Below are 18,263 nucleotides of genomic sequence, written 5' to 3' on the forward strand. Positions count from 1 at the left end.
ACTGGACGCGATTCCCCGCATCCGCGGCCTGGTGGGCAGGCCACGTCACCAACCACGGCGGCTGTTCGCCGACCGCGGCTACGACTACGACAAGTACCGACGGCTCCTCCGCGCTCGCGGCATCACGCCGAAGATCGCCCGCAAGGGCACCGCCCACGGATCCGGCCTGGGCAAGACCCGCTGGGTCGTCGAGCGAACCTTCGCCTGGCTCCACCAGTTCAAACGCCTGCGGACCCCGCTACGAGATACGAGCCGACCTCCACCTCGGACTGCTCCAACTCGCCTGCAGCATCATCTGCTTGAGACGACTCCGCACCTCATTCTGAAATGATCAGTTAGTAGCTGTCCGGGCGACCATGTGACCGCTCTGTGCCTGGGTCGTTGTTGCGGGCATGGGGCCGAAGCGGCAGAACATCAGGGCGAAACACCGTGGCAAAGCCTGCTCGCCCGGCTGGTGGAGGTGGTGCAGGAGGCGAGGGCCTGGGCCGCTCGCGGGGCGGGTTCACCAGCAAACTCCACTTGAGCGCCGACGGCCGCTGCCACCCGCTGTCTTTGGTCGTCACTGGCGGACAGCGGGCGGACTGCACTCAGTTCCAAGCAGTGTTGGCCAAGATCCGGGTTCCGCGCGTCGGTTCGGGACGGCCCCGCACGAAGCCCGACAGTCCCGCGGCCGACAAGGGATACAGCAACGGCCCGTGCCGCGAGTACCTGCGGCGCCGAAGCATCCGGCACACGATCCCAGAGAAGACCGATAGCCAGGCTGCCCGCCTGCGCAAAGGCTCACGCGGCGGACGGCCACCCGGCTTCGACGAAGGGCGGTACAAGAAGCGCAACACCGTCGAACGAGCGATCAACAGGCTGAAGCAGTCCCGGGCCGTGGCCACCCGCTATGACGAGCGCGGCTACGTCTTCCTCGGCACCGCAACCACCGCGGCTCTACTCATCTGGCTTCGGGGCTGAGTCCCGACCTCACAAGGCGGTCGGCCGGTACGCCAGGGCCTGAACGACTACCTCATCAGCCGAAAGCTCCCGCTCCGGCGGCCAGAAGATCAAGTCGCTGACATAACCGGACGGACATGTCAGGGCTCTGTCGAGCCTGTCCAACCAGCCGTCCACCTCGTCGTCAGAGGCGTAATCCGCTTCCATGATCCGCTGCACGAGCGCGACCGCCTCCGCGCGAGTCATCTCCACAGCACCCATCACGTCCCTCCGCCGACTCACCCTAACGGGACGCGTGATCGCCCGGACAGCTCCGGCTAGGTCCTGGGCAGCCCGTCGGCCGGACCGCCCGGAGCCTCGGTTGACCTTCACCTTGGGGGAGCCCACAGCATCAGGAGGGCCGGGCGACGTGCCCGGCATGAGGAGGGGACGAGCATGGAGTTGCTGACCATCGGGACGTTCGCGAAGGCGTCCCGGCTGTCACCGAAGGCGCTGCGTCTGTACGACGAGCTCGGCCTGCTGGCTCCCGCTCGCGTCGACCCGGTGACCGGCTACCGCCTCTACGCACCGGAGCAACTGGATCAGGCCCGGCTGGTTGCCTGGCTGCGACGGCTCGGCATGCCTCTCGCCCGCATCCAGCGGGTCTGCGGCCTGGCGGCCGGGCCGGCGGCCGAAGAGGTCCGTGCGTTCTGGGCCCAGGTCGAAGCCGACACCGCCGCACGGCGGGACCTGGCCACCTTCCTCATCGACCACCTCTCCTGGAAGGACCCTGCCATGTCTGCGACCACCAAGCCCTTGGGCATCCGCTACGCCGCCCTTTCCGAAACCGGCCTCGTCCGCGAGAGCAATCAGGACACCGCCTACGCAGGCCCTCGCCTGCTCGCCGTCGCGGACGGATACGGCAGCGGAGGTGCCCCGGCAAGCGCCGCCGCTGTCGACGCGTTCAAGAGCCTCGTGACCGACGGCATCCCGGCGGGCAATCTCCTCAACGCCCTTGAGGAGGCGGTCGACCAGGCCAAGCAGGCCGTGCACGGCATCTCCGGAGCCGGGCCGTCTTCCGCAGGGGCCGGAACCACGCTCACCGCGATGCTCTGGACCGGATCGCAGCTGGCCCTCGTCCACATCGGCGACTCCCGCGTCTACCTTCTGCGGAATGGAGAGCTGTTCCAGATCACCCACGACCACACCATGGTGCAGTCGATGGTCGACGAGGGGCGCCTCAGCCCGGAGGAAGCCGCCTCCCACCCCCAGCGGTCCCTTCTGATACGCGCCCTGGGCCAAGGAGCCGACTCCACGCCCGACACGCGTCTGCACGACGCCCAGCAGGGAGACCGCTACCTGCTCTGCTCCGACGGCCTGTCCACCGTCGCGCCGGTCGAGGAGATCCGCCGAGTGCTCACCGGTGTCAGCGAACCCGAGCAGGCGGTCCGCGCACTCATCGCCCTCGCCAACGGCATCGGCGGCCCCGACAACGTCAGCTGCGTGGTCGCCGACGTCATGGAGCTCCAGCAATAGGAGCGGGCTGCGAGGCCGGTCAGCGCCACGCCGTGATAATCGCCTGCCGCAGCGGATCCGTGATGCTCCTACCGGTTCTCTCGCGGAGAAACGATCCGACTCTGGAGTCGGATCACTTCACGTCCTGACCTGACTGCGGGGCTCAGGCAGACGACACGCACAGCCCGAACGACGCGAGAGACGCGAGAGGCGCGAGAGACCGTTGAGTCTCTCGCGCCTCTCGTGACTGGCAACTGGCGTGGCTGCTCAGCCGGTCGGCCGGTTCAGCAAGGGGACCACGACCTGACGCGCGGTCGCCGCTTCACCCAGGCGGAAGAACTTCACCTGGCCCATGGTGTGCGTGCACTCCAGGTAGCCGGCTGCTTCCAGCTCCCGTCGTGCCCGGGAAAAGTGCGGAGCCGGTACGCCGATCAGCTCGGCCAGCTCGGCCGCGGTGCGCTCCACGCTGCCGCCCAGGCCGCCCAGGATCGCGTAGGTCATCAGCACGTTCTGCTTCAGATGAGAGAGATCGCTTATACGCGCTTGCAGGGCTTCAAGCTCTGGGTACGGACTGTTGCGTGCCATGATCAGCCCCTTCGTCGCTGCGCCGGACGGCCCGGCAGGGTCGGCAGATGGTAGGCGGCTGCCTCTTCGGATTGTTCCCGTCCGGAGAGACTGGAGACGATTTGCGGCGTCACCCGGTACTTGATGGTCCGGCCGATCACATCGGCCACCAGGAGCATCTTGTGCTCGGCAAGCTTCTTCGCCATCCTCCTCGTCACCACCACACCTGCCCGCCGACCCCTCGCCGGAAGTCCTGCCCGGCGAGACCCTCCGGGACGACCCACCGTCACCGCGCCCCTGCTGCCTGTTCCGGATCGACCCGGGAGTCTTCCGGCACACCCTGGCCCGACTGCCGGCCGCCCGCGCCCCGTGGCTGCGCGAGATCTTGGAGAACGTCACGGAGTACGTACGCACCGGCCTCTTCTGAGCTTGCTCGCTATCTGCCGTCCACGTCATAGGGCGGGGACGGACGGTCCCAGACAGCGTCCGACCGGTTGACGATCATTCGGAGTTCGCGGGCGCTACGGGGGGACAGGGCCCGCATCACGGTGTCGAGGAGGGCTCGGGCTTTGAGAGGGTCACCGCAGCAGTACCAGTGCACGTTGCCCCACTCGTAGTCGTGCCACAGATCCCGCTCGGGCTGGTGGACGTACTTCCTCCACAGGCCCAAAGCCGCGCTGACATCGCCGGGCCGCAGGTAGTTGCGGGTGTGTTCGAGACGGGTGATCTCGGACAGGGCACGCGAAGACAGGCCGTCGACAACTGGCACCGCGCCTGTTGCCGGTTGACTGCCGGGGGTGCCGGCGCGGATCCGCCCTGGCCGTCTACGCGGCATGGGCCTTTCGGTTCGTCGTCATGCGATGCATGGTGCCACGATGTCGAGCGGTGTCTCGAAGGGATTTACTTGAATTCCGCCGCTCCGACCGGCGCCCTCCCGCGATCCAGCCCGCCATCGCCCGCACGCCGACGCCGACGCCGACGCCGATGGCATGCTCGTCCGGGGAGAAGTCGGGGTAGTGCGGACAGCTCGTCGTGAACAGCGGTAGTCGGCGGCACCTGATCGGCCCTCAGGCATACCTGGACGCGCGTTCGCATCCGCTGCAGTCAGCCGGTGCGGCGCGAGCGGGCCACGGCCATCGCACCGAGGGCCGTGGCGATCAGCCCCACCAGCATGGCCACGTAGGCCCCGCCCAGCCCGTTGCCCGTGCCGAGACCACCGTCGGCAGTGGCCGCGACCAGCACACCGAGGGCCATGCTCATCAGCCCCGCCGCCATGGCCAGCATGCCCCCGAGTGACCCGTTGGCAGTGCCGAGACGACCGGCGGGGCGGGCCAGCGCCCATCCGGCGATGGCCACGGCGGCCAGCCCTACCAGTGCGCCCGTGGTGGCCCCGAGTCGCCCGAAACTGAAGTCGTAGACACCGGCCGCGACCGGCTGGACCGAGGCCTGTGCGGCCGCCGGTGCGGCGAGACCGAGACCTCCGAGCAGGGCGGCCACGGCAGTGGCGAGCAGGCGGCGAACGGACATGGAGGTGCTCCTTCTCCTCGTACGACTGAACGTCGCCGATCATGTCCGCCGGACCCACCGCCGGTCATCCAGCGGACGCAGGCACTTCGCCCTGCCGCCGACGGCGCATCCGGCTACCGCGGAGGCCGCAGGAGCCGCGAAAGTACTGCGTGCGCGGTAGCTGTCGGCTCGTCCGTGAGCGGGACTCGCCCCGCGACAGCGCCGGGCTAGGGTGCGCGCATGGGCATAGGACGGTTCCGTGTTCGCACCGGTGTCAGAGACTGGGCGATCGCCGTCGGTGTGGCAGCGACGCTCCTGCTCACCGGGCTGTCCGGGCAGCACTCCGCCACGGGCCTTGACCTGCTCGGCTACGCGCTTCTCACGGCTGGCGGCCTGGCGCTGGCCGCCGGCCCCCGGGCTCCGGTGCTCGTCCTGGCCATCACTGGGCTGTGCGCGGTCGGCTACCAGGCAGCCGGTTTCGACGTACCCGCCGTCGCCTACCTGTTCGCGGTGTACGCCGCCATGCGGGCGGGACACCGGGCCATCACGGTGGCGGCGAGCGTGACCGTGCTCGCCGCCCTGCCCCTCGCGGCCCTGGTCTCGGGCCTGCGGGACACGGGGGAGGCGTTCGCGCAGGCCCGGAGCGCCCTCGAAATCGCCTGGCTGATCGCGGCCGGCGCCGCGGGGGAGGCACTGCGGCAGGCCGAGCGGCGGGCGGACGAAGCCGAGCGCACGCGTGAGGAGACCGCGCGGCGCCGCGCCGACGAAGAGCGGCTGCACATCGCGCGGGAGCTGCACGATTCGCTCACCCACCAGATCTCCGTCATCAAGGTGCAGTCCGAAGCCGCCGTCCACGTGGCCCGCAAGCGGGGTGAACAGGTGCCGGAGGCTCTGCTGGCGATCCGGGAGGCCGGGCGTGAGGCGGCCCGAGAACTGCGCGCGACGCTGGAGGCGCTGCGCGACGACGATACGACCCCACCCCACGGGCTCGACCACATCCCGGAGTTGGTGGAGCGGGTCGGCAAGAGCGGTCTGGTGGCGACGCTGACGATCGAGGGACACCGGCACGACGTGCCGGCCGCGGTGGGCCGGACCGCCTACCGGATCGTCCAGGAATCGTTGACCAACATCGCCCGGCACGCCGCCGCCACTACGGCGTCGGTCCGCATCGACTACCGGCCGGACGCCCTCGCCCTCCGGGTCGATGACGACGGCAGGGCCAGGCCGGACACGGCGCCGGAGCCCGGCATCGGGCTGCTCGGGATGCGCGAACGGATCACCGCCCTCGGAGGCCACCTGCGGGCAGCACCGCGCAGCGAAGGCGGCTTCACCGTCCAGGCCGAACTTCCCGTTGAACGGGCGTCGGCGTCGTGATCCGTGTCCTGCTGGTCGACGACCAGCCGCTCATCCGCAGCGGATTCCGCGCACTCCTCGACCTCGAGGACGACATCGAGGTGGTGGCCGAGGCCGCCAACGGGCAGGAGGCCCTGGAGCGCGCCAAAGAGCACCTGCCCGACATCGCGCTCATCGACATCCAGATGCCGGTCGTCGACGGCATCGAGGCGACCCGGCGCATCGCTGCGGACCCGGCCCTGGCCGGGATGCACGTCGTCATCCTGACCAACTACGGCCTGGACGAGTACGTCTTCGACGCGCTGCGAGCCGGCGCCGCGGGGTTCCTCGTCAAGGACATCGTGCCAGCAGACTTCCTGCACGCCGTACGTGTCGCCGCGCGCGGCGACGCCCTGCTGGCACCGTCGATCACCCGCAAGTTGATCAACCGGTACGTCACCCAGCCGCTCCACACCGGCACAGGCGCCGGCACGGGGCTGGAAGAGCTGACCAGCCGGGAACGCGAGGCCGTCGTCCTGGTCGCGCAGGGCCTGTCCAACGAGGAGATCGCGGGCCGCATGGTGATCAGCCCGCTGACCGCGAAAACCCACATCAACCGGGCAATGGCCAAGCTCCATGCCCGGGACCGGGCCCAGCTCGTGGTCCTCGCCTACGAATCCGGCCTGGTATCCCCTCGCAACTCCTGACATAAAGGTCTGACGCCGACGCCAGGCCGAGGGCCCCCTCGGCACCACGTTCGGCGCGGGCTGTGGATCAGGTCGGAACGGCTTGGCGCCGCCGTCCTGCCTGGTGACCGTCTCCCCGACCGAATGTGGCTGGGCCCCCGGCCATCAACCAGCAAGTGCAAAGAGGAAGTTGGTGGAGCGAGCCGTCCTATGATCCGTCTGTACGCAGTCGATTGAACGACTCGGAGGGGGAACGATGCTGACGGAGGCTCTGGCGGCGTTGGCCGCAGCCGGAGGTGCGGCGGTGGTACAGGCCGCTGCCACCGATGCGTGGGCCGGGACCAGGGAACGGGTCGCCGGATGGTTCGGCCGCTCGGACGAGTCGCGGGTGCCTGGCGAGCTCGCACTCCTCGACGAGACCGCACTGTCGCTCGGGCAGGCAGCGCCCGACCAACTCACAGAGGTAGCCGCGCACCACGAGGCCCTCTGGAGGGCCCGGTTCGAGGCCGCTCTGGGGGCGGTGCAGGACGCCGCCCAGCGCGAGCGGGCGGCGGAGGAGTTGAGGGCACTGCTGGCCGGCGCCCTGCCCGGTGGCAGTGGAACCTCCAGCGGTGACGGCGGCCTGTCGGTGGGCGGGGACGTCACATTCCACAGCATGCCGGGCTCGATCGCGGCCGGGGTGATCAACGGGGGCGCCACGATCAACTCCCCTACCCCGCCGGAGCGGACGCAGGGCTGAACCGCTCCGGGAACACCAGCCCCGTCACCATCAACGCCACCACGGTCCACGGCGGCATTCACCTCGCACCCGACCCGTCCAAGCGCGCCCGGCCGACCGTGGTCCTGGGCGTCACCCGCGACGGAGCCCCCGCGTTCGCGATGTCCTACGAGATGTCGGGGCAGGTGCAGAACAGAGAGATCCGCCCGGCCGACGACTACCTGGGCCGCCTGCGAGCGGGCAGACTGCTGGAAGGCCGTCCCGGGTCCCACCGGTGGCCGGTCCTGGACGTCAAGGTGGTCAACAACACCACGGAAGCGGTGCTGCTCCACGAGGCGGTCCTCCAGGTCAGGTCCTCCGAGCCGGACCTGCGGGCTGTCCCGACCATCCTCTTCAAAGACATGGCCATCGCTCTCCGGAACGACGGCTGGGGACAGTTGGAGGACTGCACCCTCTCCTTCTCGCTCTACGCCACCCCGGGCACGTCGGCCCGGCCGGTCGGTGGTCCGTTCGTACTGCGCTCCACCGATCTCATCCGGAGCAGGGGGCGGGAAGGGCGACACCGCGCGCATTGGCCGGTGACTGAAGCGCTACGGTCCTGCGGCGCCGACCCGGCGGCAGTCAGCAGCCTCGTCGGCCCGGCGCGGTATTCGCCCCACAGCCAGGCGCTGCTGAACGCCGCCCTCGGCCCCTTCGCCGAGCGGGGCGAGGCCTTCGTCCTGGGACGGCTCGAATACACCCACCCGGGCCCGGACGGCGCTCTGGTCCGTGCGGCGAACCTGGTACGGGGCCGCCTGGACCTGACCGACGACGGCGGGCCCAGGATCGGGGGCTATCTGCCGCCCGCTCACCGGTACTCAACGGTCCTTCCCTCCACCGGCGCCGACTACAAGGTCGTGGTACCCCTCTCCCAGTTCGTGCAGAGCGGTGAGGCCGACCGCTTCCTCGTCACGATCGCCTCGGACCGCTCCGCCATCCACGACCTCTCCCTGACCGTCAGGTACAACGAGCAGCAGGAGGTGGTGGCCGCCGAGCGGGTGCGGCTGGAGCTGTTCCTGCCGAGGACGATGGAGGACAAAGCACCATCCCGTCGTCAGCTGGGCCCGGCGGCCAGTCGACCTGCGCGGCGGCGGTGGTGGCAGGGACTGCGGCGAAGCAGACCTTCGAGTTGACGGGCCCCGGAGCCCCGGTTCGACTCTCCGAGCCCGACCCTCCAAAGGCGAGGCGGCGGCGCAGGTGCACCATTCGCCCCAGCATCCGCTCGGCATGGGCTCGCCGGCGTCGCCGGGCGGCGCGAGCGGTGAGTCGGTACGTCATGACGGGGGCAGTTGCCGCCGCAGCCGCGCCAGGACCTGCGCAACGCCGATAGCCACGGTGGTGTGGACGTCGTGTCCGCAGAGATGGGCCGGCGCGGGCCCTCCTCCGACGATGTCTTTGGGCGGAACCGCGACTCTGCTGCTCGATTCGGCTGGGTGTCGGCGCCGGCTTCACCGGCGCGTGAGCACGCGGAACTCATTCCCGTCGGGGTCGGCCAGTAGCACTGCGCCGTCCTCACCGTGGGCGGAGTCGAGACGCTTCGCCCCGAGGGAGAGCAGGCGCTCGACCTCCGCTTGCTGATCGCCGTCCGGCGCGAGGTCGAAGTGTAGGTCCTTGCCAGGGTCCGACATCAACGGCGGACCTCCCCACGTGATCTTCGTACCGCCGTTCGGTGACTGAATGGCGGTCTCCTCGTCCTGGTCCCAGACCAGTGGCCAGCCCAGCGCCTCACTCCAGAAGTAGCCCACGGCCTGCGAACCATCGCAGGCGAGCGCTCCGATGAAGCCACAGCCGGCGAGGAAGTTGTTGCCCGGCTCGATGACACAGAACTCGTTGCCCTCAGGGTCGGCGAGCACCACATGGGACGCGTCCGGCCCCTGGCCGACGTCGGCGTGCTGCGCGCCGAGGTCGAGCGCCCTGGCCACGGTCCCCTGCTGGTCCTCCAGGGAGGAGCTGGTCAGGTCGAAGTGCAGCCGGTTCTGGGCGGTCTTCTGCGCCTGAGAGGGACGGAAGCCGAGGTGGTAGCCGGCGTCATTCCCGGACGGCAAGGCGATGCCGTCGTAAAATTCTTCGGTTTTCTCCAAGCCCAGGACACCGGACCAGAAATGCGTCAGACGCGCGGGTTGGTGCGCGTCGAAGAAGATTGCTGCGAGTCGGCTGCCCATTGCACCACGCATCCTCAGTCCGTCGAGTGCCAACTGTCGGCACAACGCCATGCCAACGCCTCGAACGACGATCCTATGAGCGGGCCAACCTCAGATGCAGCCGAGTATTCCTCGGCCCCGGAGCCGGAGCCGCACCCTGCGGCGTTCGGCTGCGAGTTGGTGGCTGAGGCGGGTGAGTCTGCTGGTCCGCGGTGTGAAGGATGGTTGGCCGGGGTTCCAGTGGGCGTCGAGGCGGATGACGTTGACGGCGGTGGCGGAGAAGGCGTGCTGGAGGCGGACTGCCTCCGTGCCTGCCACACGATCGCCGCGCACCGACGTCACTGCCCATCCAGTGAGTCATCCCTTGACTGTGGGGATGACAACAGCTCGGGGGATCACAGGATGGAGGCCGCGGCTCCTCCGGTCTCTATCCGTGAGCGGATGGGAAGTAGCGACGAGCCGGAGGACGTGTCGAGGGAGGCGCTTGGGAGCCGGGCGTCCGTCGGGGCAACGTGACGGACGATGGATTATCACGCCGTGATACTTGCTGAGGCTCAGCGGAGCCGTGGCCGGTTCCTGTAGCTCCACTCGTCGTGAAGCGATCCGACTCCGGAGTCGGATCGCTTCACGACGAGGCGTTCAGATCCGCCTTCAGCTGCCGACAGCTCGCAGATGACGCCCGGCCTGGCCGCGGTCCTCGAAAAGCGCCGGGGACAGCCGGTAGTGCTTGACGCTGCCCACGCTGCCCGTCACCTCCAGCCAGCCGACCTCGAGCAGCTCCTTGCGGGTGCGCGAGAGCACCGGCGGTGTCATCCCCGCGGTGGCGGCCAGCGTGCTGGCTTTGATCATCACCGTCCCGTCAGGACGCTGCTCGGATGACGCGTAGAGCATGACGACGATGCGCTGGTTCGGGCTGAGGACGCGCCCGGTCTTCTTCAACAGGTACTGCACATCTGCCGCGTCATGAATCCTCATCAGGCCTCGCCCTTCTTCCCACGCCGACGATTACGGGGCTCGCGCACCTTGGTCTCCGGAGGGTTCCAGTCCTTCACGGCTTCGCGGTGAGCGAAGCCGGTACCGATGAATGCAAGGTAGGGCGTGCACCTGTAGAAGGTGGTCCGCCCCAAGCCGCCCGCCTCGACAAGCAGCCGAGCCTGCTTGAGAACCTTCACTGCTCTGGACAGAGCATCCGCGCTCATGCCCAACTCCGCAGCGATGGCGGAGCCCGCGCGCATGACGGCTTCCTCGCTCGTCTCGGTGGCGAACCAGTACCAGACGAGGACGCGAAACTCCCGGTCGGTCAGACCCGAGACCGCCGAGGCGAGTTACCGCCCCTTGCGGATGCCCACGTTGATGTGAGCTCCGTCGAACGCGTAGTTGGCGCGGTGTACCTCCTCGAACTCTCCGGCGTCCTGATCGACCAGGGCGAGGATCTTTCGCGCCTGCTCTGTCATGTGAGGGCCGTCCCAGCAAAGTCGGTATGGGGACGGCAAGAGATCAGGCTCGGGGAACGGATCACTTGCCAGGAAGAGAATTACCACATTGCTAAGCGATCCCACTGCACAGTCGGATCGGTGTGCGAAGTGAGCAGGAGTGCGAGTTAGCACATAGCTAACTGATCCGATCCTGGGATCGGGTCAATCCGACTCTGCAATCGGGTTGATCCGATCCTGGAGTCGGGATGATCCGACTCTGGAATCGGGTATGCCGACTCCAGGATCGGCATACCCGATCCTGGAGTCGGATCGCCTAGCGCGTTTTCGCAGGTCAGAGGCGTTCTCGGGGTTGCGCTCTCTACATGCATGAAAGTGCCCAAGGTCCCGCGTCCTGACCGAGGTTGTCTCGGCCCTCACTCACGTCGGGCGTCGGGCGTGTCGTGCACGGGTCCTCGGCAAAGCGCGGGTTGACCAGGGTCGAGCTGACATGGCAACAGGAAGGCGTGGCTGGTCCAGTCTGTGGCTCGGGTGGCACACGCGCGCACCTGGACGGTCGGCTCACCCGCCGCCGTGGCGGGCTGGTTCGGGGCTGAGGTCGTACAGGTGATTCCTGGCTCGGCGATCGACGACAGGGCTGGGGAGGATTCAGTTGCGGTTGGTCCCGGACGGTTGAAGGATCGTGCTAACCAGCACCAAGCCCTGGCCGCAAACGGCGGCATCGTCGACACCTACGTCGTCAACGCCGTCACCGACCACGCCCTCGGCGCCTGCGGCCACGCCCTGTTCCTACGACCAGTTCCGCAACCTCCCTCAGACCGAAATCCGGCCGCCGGTAGGCCAGCACCTCCCGCAGCCGCTCCACGCCGCCCGCCGAGAGTGATCCTCCACGGCAACGAATGTGCAGCCTGACATCACGTGAGGGGCAAGAGCCGTATCACGGACGTGGCAGAACACGTCCTTTCCACGCGTGACTCCTTCACCCGGTACATCAGTGGCGGCCTCCTGCGGTTCCGGCGGGCCCTGAAGGCGCCGGGCCGAACGGTCTGTCGGCGGCGGACGCCATGATGGGGACGCGGACTACAGCCTCGTCACCGCCGCCGCTCACGCCGCCGGGCCCTGCCCGCCCGGTGAGGAACCCGCGTGGGGCCGCCGCGTGCACGCACTCACCGTCGACCTGCACCTGACCGCGAACCAGGCCGCGCAGGACATCAGTCGCCTCGACAGCGCCTCGCGGTTCGTTCGCATTCCTGGAGAACGTGGAGATCGAGGAGTCCAGCCGACGGGGCCTGCTGACCCTGCGCAACCCGGCGGGAGACACCGAGCACATCCGCACCGAGCAGCAGGAGACCGACCGCGGCCGCTACCTCATCGAGCGAGCCCGCGCCCTGCAGGGCCGATGGGTGCTGGTATTCCGGTACAACGAGAAAGCCTCCGCCACCAAGCAGGTCCGCATGCTCGCCCATCTCATGGACCTGGGCGACGGAGCCATCGCCGTGAACCTCGCGAAGAAGATCCTCACCGACGACGCCGGCGGCTCCCTCCCCCGCGCGCAGACGGCATGGGTGGAGGCAGGCCTGCCGGACTCCGGGGCCATCACCGTGGAGCAGTTGGAGCGGGCCCGCGCCAAGCTGGGGGTTGATACTGGTGGGCTCGCGTAATCAACTGACGCCAGTTCCCCGAGGAGTCCAGCACGCTGGTGGCGGGCAGCGGGCCGTTTGGGACGCGCTGTTGAACCGGCCGCCGAGGGCGCAGGTGCCGGAGCTGGACCGGGCTGCGGGGTGGCCCGGTGCATATCTCGGGGCCGCAGCAGTTGCCCCTGCGGTCTGCCGTGGAAGAAGAGCAGGTGTCCGGGCGGACGATCACCATGGTGTGGGTTACGGCGATGATTTTCGGTCGGCTGTTTCGTCTATGTGTGTAGCGGGTGTTCTCGCACCGGCACGGCCACCCACAGAAGGAGTGCAATGCTGGAACAGGTCGCGGAGGGTGTGCTGACCCACCAGAGCGAGTTGCTCGAGAACAATGCCGTCGTAGTGCAGGGCCCGACCGGCGTGCTGCTCATCGACCCCGGGCTCACCGAAGCCGAAATGACCTGCCTCGCGGACGACCTTCGCGAGCTGGGCCACAGCGTGGTGGCGGGCTTCGCGACGCATCCTGACTGGGATCACGTGCTCTGGCACCCCGAGTATGGCGACGCGCCCCGGTACGGCACCGCCCGCTGCGCAGCGCGTATGCGAGAGGTGCGGGCGGATCCGGACTGGAAGGCGCACGTCGCCGAGGGGTTGCCGCCGGAGATCGCCGAGGAGACACCGCTGGACCTGTATGGCCTCATCACGGGTCTGCCGGCCGGAGTGGCACAGATTCCCTGGAACGGCCCTCGAGCCCAGATCGTCGAGCACCCGGCGCATGCCCCGGGCCATGCGGCGGTGCTGGTCGCAGAGCGCGGGGTCCTCGTCGCGGGCGACATGCTTTCCGACGTCCTTGTCCCGAACCTCGACGAGTTGAACGACACCAATGACCCCCTCGGGGAGTACCTCGTCGGACTGCGCCTGCTCGGGGACGTCGCAGGCGATGTCGATGTCATGGTTCCCGGCCACGGATCAGTCTGCGGAGCCGATGGGATGCGCGCACGGATCGAGCAGGATCGGGCGTACGTCCTTGCCGTGCGTGCGGGCCGTGTCCCCAGCGACCCGCGAGTCGGCCCAACGGCCAAGCCCGGCTGGGAGTGGACCACCGACATATCCGCCGACCAGGTCCGGCGCCTCGCTGAGAGAGCTGAATGAAGCGAGCGCAGCGGCATGACCGCCGTTTCCCGACCCCGATCAGAGGCGGCTGTCGCCGCGCGCCCGGCAAGCTCGTGACCCCGGCAATCGCCTCGGCGGACGGCTTGAAGTATCGCCGGTCGTTCTCTGCCCACCGGAATCCCGAGCAAGGCCCGGCGTCGCGGGCAGGCCCGGGAGGATTTCGTGCTGGAGAAGCTGGAGAATGTGCGCCGGTACTTCCGTCTGTCGGTGGAGGCGATCGCCGAGATCACCGGCCTGTTCGCGCCCGGCGACAGCAGGCGCTGCACGCCGGCCTCTACAGGGGGTTGTCCCTCAGCCAGGCCAGGACCTGGTCGGCGTGCTCGTTCGGGGGGAAGATCGGATAGAAGACGTGCTCGACCACGCCGTCGCGAATGATCAGGGTCAGCCGCTTGTAGAGCATCAGCCCGCTCGCGGTCTCGAAGGTGGGCAGGTCGAGCTGCTGTGCCAGGTTCCGTGCGGGGTCGGAGAGCATCTGGAACGGCAGGTGGAGCCGCTCGGCGAACTCGCTCTGGTAGTCGGTCTCCTGGCTGGAGAGGCCGAACACCGCGTCCGCTCCGGCGGCGAGGAGGTCCTGGTAGTGGTCGCGGAAGCCGCACGCCTCGGGGGTGCAGCCGCGCGCGCCGGGGATGGAGTCCCAGCCGTCGGGCAGGTCGACGCCCGGGCGTCCGGTGAGCGGGTAGATGTAGATCACCGTGCGGCCCGCCCCGAGCGCGTCGAGACGGACGGTCGTGCCGCCGGTGCCCTGGAGTTCCCGGTGCGGCATCTTCATGCCGGGCAGATGAGCAGCCGCGCCGTCGTCCTCGGGGACGGGCAGGTCGGCGGGCAAGCTCGTGTAGTCAGTCATCAGGTCCTCTCCTTCGTTGGCCGGTGAGACGCGACTGCCGCGGTGAGCGGCTCGCTGCAGATGCGCGACCAGCACCGCCCGACGGGCGGTGAGCCCCTCGATCCGCTGGTTGAGCTCGTCGATCGCCTTCCGGTATCCGGCCAGCGAGGCCGGACAGTCGTCGGCGTGCCGATGGCCGGCCGTGAGGCACTCCAGGAACGGGCGCGTGCGCTCAACGGGGATCCCGAGACTGCCGAGCGCCCGGATCTCCTGCGTGAGTCGTACGTCGTGCTCGTCGTAGTCCCGGTAGCCGTTGGGCAGCCGCGCGGGCGTGAGCAGCCCCAGCGACTCGTAGTAGCGAACCGCTTTCGTCGTCACGCCGGCCCGGCGGGCCAGCTCGCTGATCTGCATGCCTCTCACCTCGAAGAACGCTAAACCTTGCCCTTGAGGGTAAGGTCAAGTCGCAGCGATGTCCCCGGCTGGCTGTGCCCTGGGGCTGTCAACGAGCGCGGGCTCCGTGGGCAAGAAGACGACGGCCGGGACGGCTCTGGCGTGGCTCACTCGTCAGCGGCGTCCAGGGCACGAAGGGGTCGCAGTCCGCCGGGCAGGTCGGGTTCTGGAAGGAGTACCTGCCGAGCACGTTGATGTGATGCCGGACGAACGGTGAGAGGCGGCCACATCCTCCTCGTGCACCTCGAACCCGTCCGCTCGAAGCTGGTTCACCGCGGCGTCCATGTACGGGTGTTGAACAGCACGAGAGCGTTCAGGACCAGGCCGAGCGCCCCGATCTGGTCTTATCCGAACTTGGCAGTTAGACCGCTTGGGGCCGTCTGTCTGCCGATAGGTCGCTGAGAGTAGCGGCCGATTTTCTTGAGGATCGGCGGCCTTCCGGGCGTGTCGCCGAGCCGGTTCTCGCAAGGGTGCCCGCTGAGGACGTCACTGGGGCCTTGGAACATGTTCCTCATGGACGATGCCTTCACGCTCCTTCGGCGAGCGACTGATCTACTCCCCGAGGGTGCCCGGGCTGAAAACGGTGTGTCGGTTGACGACGTGCGCGACTGTCAACGGCACCAGGAGTGGGAGCTGGTCCTCGACCTCCTGATGGAGATTGCGGACGAGCAGCCGGTTCCCTTGCGATTCTGGTTGCTACTCGAGGAGGCAGCCCGCCAGATGATGCTGGAGCACAGCGCTGACTGGTGCGAGTGGCGGGCCGGGGAGATGCAGCACGGCACCCTCCGGGCCAGGCTGAGCCTGCTGAGCACGAAGGAGGGCGGACGTCAGACCGCCTTCTCCGGGCAGGGGCAGCTGCGGCCGCTTTGGGACATCGGCAACCGGGCACCCGATGGCGGGCAGGCAGTGAACGTTGCGCGACTGTGGGTGGAGGGTGCACCCGGCCTGGCGCCGGGAGAAAGCGCGACGGTCCGTTTGGCACCACTCAGCCCCGAACAGTGGCGCGCTGTCCAGCCTGGCGACGTGATCACCATGCACGAAGGCAGGCCGGTTGTCGGCACGGCAGTGATCATCGAGGTCGCACCGCCTTCCGCTGCTGGGCTCGAGGGAGATCTGTAGGCGCGATCTGCAGGGTGTCCGAGCCGCGCGGAACGTTGCGGCTCAGCCCGAGCTGGTCGCGTAGCGCCCGCAGATGGGAAGATGACCAGCATGATGATCAACAGAAAGGCCCATGCCTCGTAGGCGGCCTGGGCACGTCCGGGCCGAGTTGCCGCGCCGGCGCCGGACGCATGACGACATCACGGCCATCCGTGGCCTCTCCTCGGCAGCACTCGCCGAGGTTCGACGGATCGAGCGTCAGAAAAAGTACCTGTGGCCGGGCTCGATCGGGTCGGCGATGGTGCGCTGGCGGAGCTTTGTCCGCCAGCCGAATCGACGGTTGTGGGAGTACGAGAGCGGTGGCTGCACCGAGTGGGCCTGTTGCAGTGACCCGTGGCAGGCTCGCGAGTTCCTCGAAGCGGTGATGCTGGCGATGTCCCGCCGCCGGTCGCGCGAACTTCGCAGCCTCGTTGAGGCTTTGGACCGACGGTACTGATGCGAGGCGGCATCGCTGTCACTGCTCGGCCTCAAGACGTCCGGCGCTGTTGCGGAAATCGGGCATGCCGAGGTGGATGGTGGTGCGCCGGGCAGCGAGGTCGCGCATGGTGGCGAGTCTCTGCTCGGCGGCGGCGAGGCCGGCCTCGATCGCGGCGACCTCGCCGAGCCGGCCGCTCCAGCTCCGCCCGCGAGGGCGCCTCGTAGAACGCCCCGTTCCGGGCCGCCTGTTCATCCATTTCGTCGGGTGAAATTCCCTCGAACCGGCCCGCCCGGCGGCGCCGCCCGCCACGATGGGCGGGGTGATCCCCACCGCAGACCTCTGGCACCACTACGGCCGCACTCGTCACGCCACCGACCGCACCGTGCCCGCCCACTTCTCCTGGAGCTGGGGCCAGGCCAGCGGCCCCGGAGCCGAAGTCCTCGGCGACATCACCGGCCGCAGCGTCGGCGACCTCGGCGCCGGCGCGGCCCGGCACGCCGCCCACCTGGCCGTCCACCACCAGCCGACCCGCATCACCGCCGTCGACGCCTCGCCCGCCCAGCACGCGATGGCCGACGACCTGTACAGGCACCTCGCCTCCCGGCTGCGCCTGGTCCGCTCCGACGTGACCCGGCACCTGCACGCGGTGGCCGGCACCTACGACGTGCTCTACAGCGTCTTCGGAGCCGTCGACTTCGCCGAGCCGCGCAAGCTGCTGCCGGCAGCCGCCAGTGCCCTGCGCCCGGGTGGCCGCCTCGTGTTCTCGACCCTCGCCCACCATCTCGACGGTGAACCCGCCCACCCTGACGTGCAGCCCACCGAGATCGGCGCGAGGACCCCGGACGGAGCGGCAGCCACCATGCACCGCTGGGTCCTCCAGGAACAGGTGTGGACCAAGCTGCTCGATGAGGCCGGCTTCACCCGGATCAGCGCTGAGACCCTGCCCGGCGGGGCTGGACCGCGCGCCGCTGACACGCTTCTGATGACCGCGTTCCGCACCGGCCGGCCCGCCGTGTGACGCACCCCGGCCGCCTTCGAGGGGCAGGTGCCTACCGCTTCCCTGGATACGCTGCATGTTCTTCGCGATGTACGCCGACACCGCGGCGGCGTAGTCGGCAACGGCTACTTGATCGGGTGGGCGTCGAGCCAGTCCACCAGGTCGTGGGCCGAGCCGAAGACGTCATCCCGGTTCGTCATTTCCGGGATCGTCGCGGCGCCGGCGGGGGCGCCCTGGTCCTCGCCGGCGGCGAGTCCCTTCTCCATGATGTCGATCAGCGCGTACGCTTCCGTCCAGAAGTCTGCGCCCACGCCCTTCTCGGCGTTCATCGCCTTCCGCAGGTCGCGCGCCGAGCCGACAATGGTGTTCATCTTGTCTCAGCAGGTCCCGGCCACCTGGGTACACACGTCATCCAGGTACGCGTTGCCCGCGACGTCCCGGAAGGCCGTGGAGGCCCGCTGCTCCTCTCGCCGGTGGCGAACGTGCCGGCTCAGACTGCTCCGCCAGGTGCGCCCAGGCCGAGAGGGAACCGGCGTGATCCGGTGGGCCCTCGCCCCCGGCAACGAGGCCCGGGGCAGGAGCCGCCGTTCACCCGAGCTTGTTCAGGTCCCGCTGGCTCATGCCGAACAGCACGTTCGGCTCGTCGTACCGGAAGAGCCAGGGACCGGGTGAGGCGGACCGAGCGCGGGTGTGGGCTGCCGGTCTGGTCACGGCCGCCTCCCGCGGGTTGGGGGCGGCGTGGTGTTCACGGCTCGGGAAAC

At 69.0% G+C, this 18,263-nt stretch carries 22 protein-coding genes and 3 pseudogenes; 11 read left to right on the forward strand and 14 right to left on the reverse strand.

Translation table 11 applies throughout. The features are described 5' to 3' along the window. Window positions 1-326, forward strand: a pseudogene (locus tag ACFIF2_RS26375) (transposase); the annotation flags it as partial. A gap of 103 nt (window positions 327-429) precedes the next feature. Continuing rightward, on the forward strand, window positions 430-960 hold the full coding sequence (locus ACFIF2_RS26380) for an IS5 family transposase (protein ID WP_395575728.1): 531 nt from the start codon (window positions 430-432) through the stop codon (window positions 958-960). 9 nt (window positions 961-969) lie between these two features. Here the strand turns inward: ACFIF2_RS26380 and ACFIF2_RS26385 are convergent, their stop codons facing one another. Next, window positions 970-1,200, reverse strand: a complete 231-nt coding sequence (locus ACFIF2_RS26385) for a bacteriocin immunity protein (RefSeq protein ID WP_395575729.1) — start codon at window positions 1,198-1,200, stop codon at window positions 970-972. A 174-nt stretch (window positions 1,201-1,374) separates the two neighbouring features. Here ACFIF2_RS26385 and ACFIF2_RS26390 point away from each other — a divergent pair, with 174 nt between their 5' ends. Then, window positions 1,375-2,454: a MerR family transcriptional regulator gene (locus tag ACFIF2_RS26390; RefSeq protein ID WP_395575730.1), complete on the forward strand. Its 1,080-nt coding sequence runs from the start codon at window positions 1,375-1,377 to the stop codon at window positions 2,452-2,454. A gap of 246 nt (window positions 2,455-2,700) precedes the next feature. On the opposite strand, the gene ACFIF2_RS26395 is transcribed toward ACFIF2_RS26390, so the two are convergent. The 4 genes from ACFIF2_RS26395 to ACFIF2_RS26410 form a co-directional block, all read right to left on the reverse strand. Continuing rightward, window positions 2,701-3,018, reverse strand: a complete 318-nt coding sequence (locus ACFIF2_RS26395; RefSeq protein ID WP_395575731.1) for a hypothetical protein — start codon at window positions 3,016-3,018, stop codon at window positions 2,701-2,703. 2 nt (window positions 3,019-3,020) lie between these two features. Continuing rightward, a complete protein-coding gene (locus ACFIF2_RS26400) occupies window positions 3,021-3,203 on the reverse strand; it encodes a hypothetical protein (RefSeq protein ID WP_395575732.1) in 183 nt (60 codons plus the stop codon). A gap of 230 nt (window positions 3,204-3,433) precedes the next feature. Next, entirely contained in the window at window positions 3,434-3,766 is a 333-nt protein-coding gene (locus tag ACFIF2_RS26405; RefSeq protein WP_395575733.1) for a hypothetical protein, read from the reverse strand. A 335-nt stretch (window positions 3,767-4,101) separates the two neighbouring features. Then, a complete protein-coding gene (locus tag ACFIF2_RS26410; RefSeq protein ID WP_395575734.1) occupies window positions 4,102-4,524 on the reverse strand; it encodes a DUF6223 family protein in 423 nt (140 codons plus the stop codon). Window positions 4,525-4,743: 219 nt separating this feature from the next. On the opposite strand from ACFIF2_RS26410, the gene ACFIF2_RS26415 reads away from it, so the two are divergent. The 4 genes from ACFIF2_RS26415 to ACFIF2_RS26430 all read left to right on the forward strand — a co-directional run bounded on the left by ACFIF2_RS26415 (window position 4,744) and on the right by ACFIF2_RS26430 (window position 8,411). Further along, entirely contained in the window at window positions 4,744-5,877 is a 1,134-nt protein-coding gene (locus ACFIF2_RS26415) for a sensor histidine kinase (protein WP_395575735.1), read from the forward strand. Beyond that, window positions 5,874-6,542 (forward strand): response regulator, encoded by a 669-nt coding sequence (locus ACFIF2_RS26420; protein WP_395575736.1) that lies wholly within the window; start codon window positions 5,874-5,876, stop codon window positions 6,540-6,542. Before ACFIF2_RS26415 ends, ACFIF2_RS26420 begins: the two co-directional genes overlap by 4 nt. Before the next feature lie 235 nt (window positions 6,543-6,777). Beyond that, the gene (locus ACFIF2_RS26425) at window positions 6,778-7,260 is read left to right on the forward strand and encodes a hypothetical protein (RefSeq protein WP_395575737.1); all 483 of its coding nucleotides are present in this window, start codon (window positions 6,778-6,780) and stop codon (window positions 7,258-7,260) included. 140 nt (window positions 7,261-7,400) lie between these two features. After that, complete coding sequence (locus ACFIF2_RS26430) at window positions 7,401-8,411, forward strand: hypothetical protein (RefSeq protein WP_395575738.1); 1,011 nt, start codon at window positions 7,401-7,403, stop codon at window positions 8,409-8,411. 153 nt (window positions 8,412-8,564) lie between these two features. On the opposite strand, the pseudogene ACFIF2_RS26435 reads toward ACFIF2_RS26430, so the two are convergent. The 5 genes and pseudogenes from ACFIF2_RS26435 to ACFIF2_RS26455 all read right to left on the reverse strand — a co-directional run. Continuing rightward, window positions 8,565-8,687, reverse strand: a pseudogene (locus ACFIF2_RS26435) (amidohydrolase); the annotation flags it as partial. 39 nt (window positions 8,688-8,726) lie between these two features. After that, window positions 8,727-9,440, reverse strand: coding sequence for a VOC family protein (locus ACFIF2_RS26440; protein WP_395575739.1), 714 nt, complete (start codon window positions 9,438-9,440; stop codon window positions 8,727-8,729). Window positions 9,441-10,070: 630 nt separating this feature from the next. Continuing rightward, entirely contained in the window at window positions 10,071-10,394 is a 324-nt protein-coding gene (locus ACFIF2_RS26445; protein ID WP_395575740.1) for a replication initiation protein, RepL2, read from the reverse strand. Further along, window positions 10,394-10,654: a hypothetical protein gene (locus ACFIF2_RS26450; RefSeq protein WP_395575741.1), complete on the reverse strand. Its 261-nt coding sequence runs from the start codon at window positions 10,652-10,654 to the stop codon at window positions 10,394-10,396. Before ACFIF2_RS26450 ends, ACFIF2_RS26445 begins: the two co-directional genes overlap by 1 nt. Before the next feature lie 90 nt (window positions 10,655-10,744). Further along, a complete protein-coding gene (locus ACFIF2_RS26455; protein WP_395575742.1) occupies window positions 10,745-10,873 on the reverse strand; it encodes a hypothetical protein in 129 nt (42 codons plus the stop codon). A 1,238-nt stretch (window positions 10,874-12,111) separates the two neighbouring features. On the opposite strand from ACFIF2_RS26455, the gene ACFIF2_RS26460 reads away from it, so the two are divergent. Then, window positions 12,112-12,513 carry a hypothetical protein gene (locus ACFIF2_RS26460; protein WP_395575743.1) on the forward strand — a complete coding sequence of 134 codons (402 nt, stop codon included), beginning with the start codon at window positions 12,112-12,114 and terminating at the stop codon, window positions 12,511-12,513. A gap of 303 nt (window positions 12,514-12,816) precedes the next feature. Beyond that, on the forward strand, window positions 12,817-13,635 hold the full coding sequence (locus ACFIF2_RS26465) for an MBL fold metallo-hydrolase (RefSeq protein ID WP_395575744.1): 819 nt from the start codon (window positions 12,817-12,819) through the stop codon (window positions 13,633-13,635). A gap of 295 nt (window positions 13,636-13,930) precedes the next feature. On the opposite strand, the gene ACFIF2_RS26470 is transcribed toward ACFIF2_RS26465, so the two are convergent. Beyond that, window positions 13,931-14,890 carry a redoxin family protein gene (locus tag ACFIF2_RS26470; RefSeq protein WP_395575745.1) on the reverse strand — a complete coding sequence of 320 codons (960 nt, stop codon included), beginning with the start codon at window positions 14,888-14,890 and terminating at the stop codon, window positions 13,931-13,933. A 146-nt stretch (window positions 14,891-15,036) separates the two neighbouring features. Beyond that, window positions 15,037-15,273, reverse strand: a pseudogene (locus ACFIF2_RS26475) (Tn3 family transposase); the annotation flags it as partial. A gap of 169 nt (window positions 15,274-15,442) precedes the next feature. On the opposite strand from ACFIF2_RS26475, the gene ACFIF2_RS26480 reads away from it, so the two are divergent. Beyond that, window positions 15,443-16,048 carry a hypothetical protein gene (locus ACFIF2_RS26480; RefSeq protein ID WP_395575746.1) on the forward strand — a complete coding sequence of 202 codons (606 nt, stop codon included), beginning with the start codon at window positions 15,443-15,445 and terminating at the stop codon, window positions 16,046-16,048. A 767-nt stretch (window positions 16,049-16,815) separates the two neighbouring features. After that, complete coding sequence (locus tag ACFIF2_RS26485) at window positions 16,816-17,523, forward strand: class I SAM-dependent methyltransferase (protein ID WP_395575747.1); 708 nt, start codon at window positions 16,816-16,818, stop codon at window positions 17,521-17,523. Window positions 17,524-17,627: 104 nt separating this feature from the next. Here the strand turns inward: ACFIF2_RS26485 and ACFIF2_RS26490 are convergent, their stop codons facing one another. Together ACFIF2_RS26490 and ACFIF2_RS26495 are read right to left on the reverse strand one after the other, a co-directional pair. After that, the gene (locus ACFIF2_RS26490) at window positions 17,628-17,873 is read right to left on the reverse strand and encodes a hypothetical protein (protein ID WP_395575748.1); all 246 of its coding nucleotides are present in this window, start codon (window positions 17,871-17,873) and stop codon (window positions 17,628-17,630) included. A gap of 217 nt (window positions 17,874-18,090) precedes the next feature. Further along, window positions 18,091-18,213: a hypothetical protein gene (locus tag ACFIF2_RS26495; protein WP_395575749.1), complete on the reverse strand. Its 123-nt coding sequence runs from the start codon at window positions 18,211-18,213 to the stop codon at window positions 18,091-18,093. Window positions 18,214-18,263 lie beyond the last annotated feature (50 nt).

Source organism: Streptomyces sp. BK79 (assembly GCF_044142145.1).
Classification (GTDB): domain Bacteria; phylum Actinomycetota; class Actinomycetes; order Streptomycetales; family Streptomycetaceae; genus Streptomyces.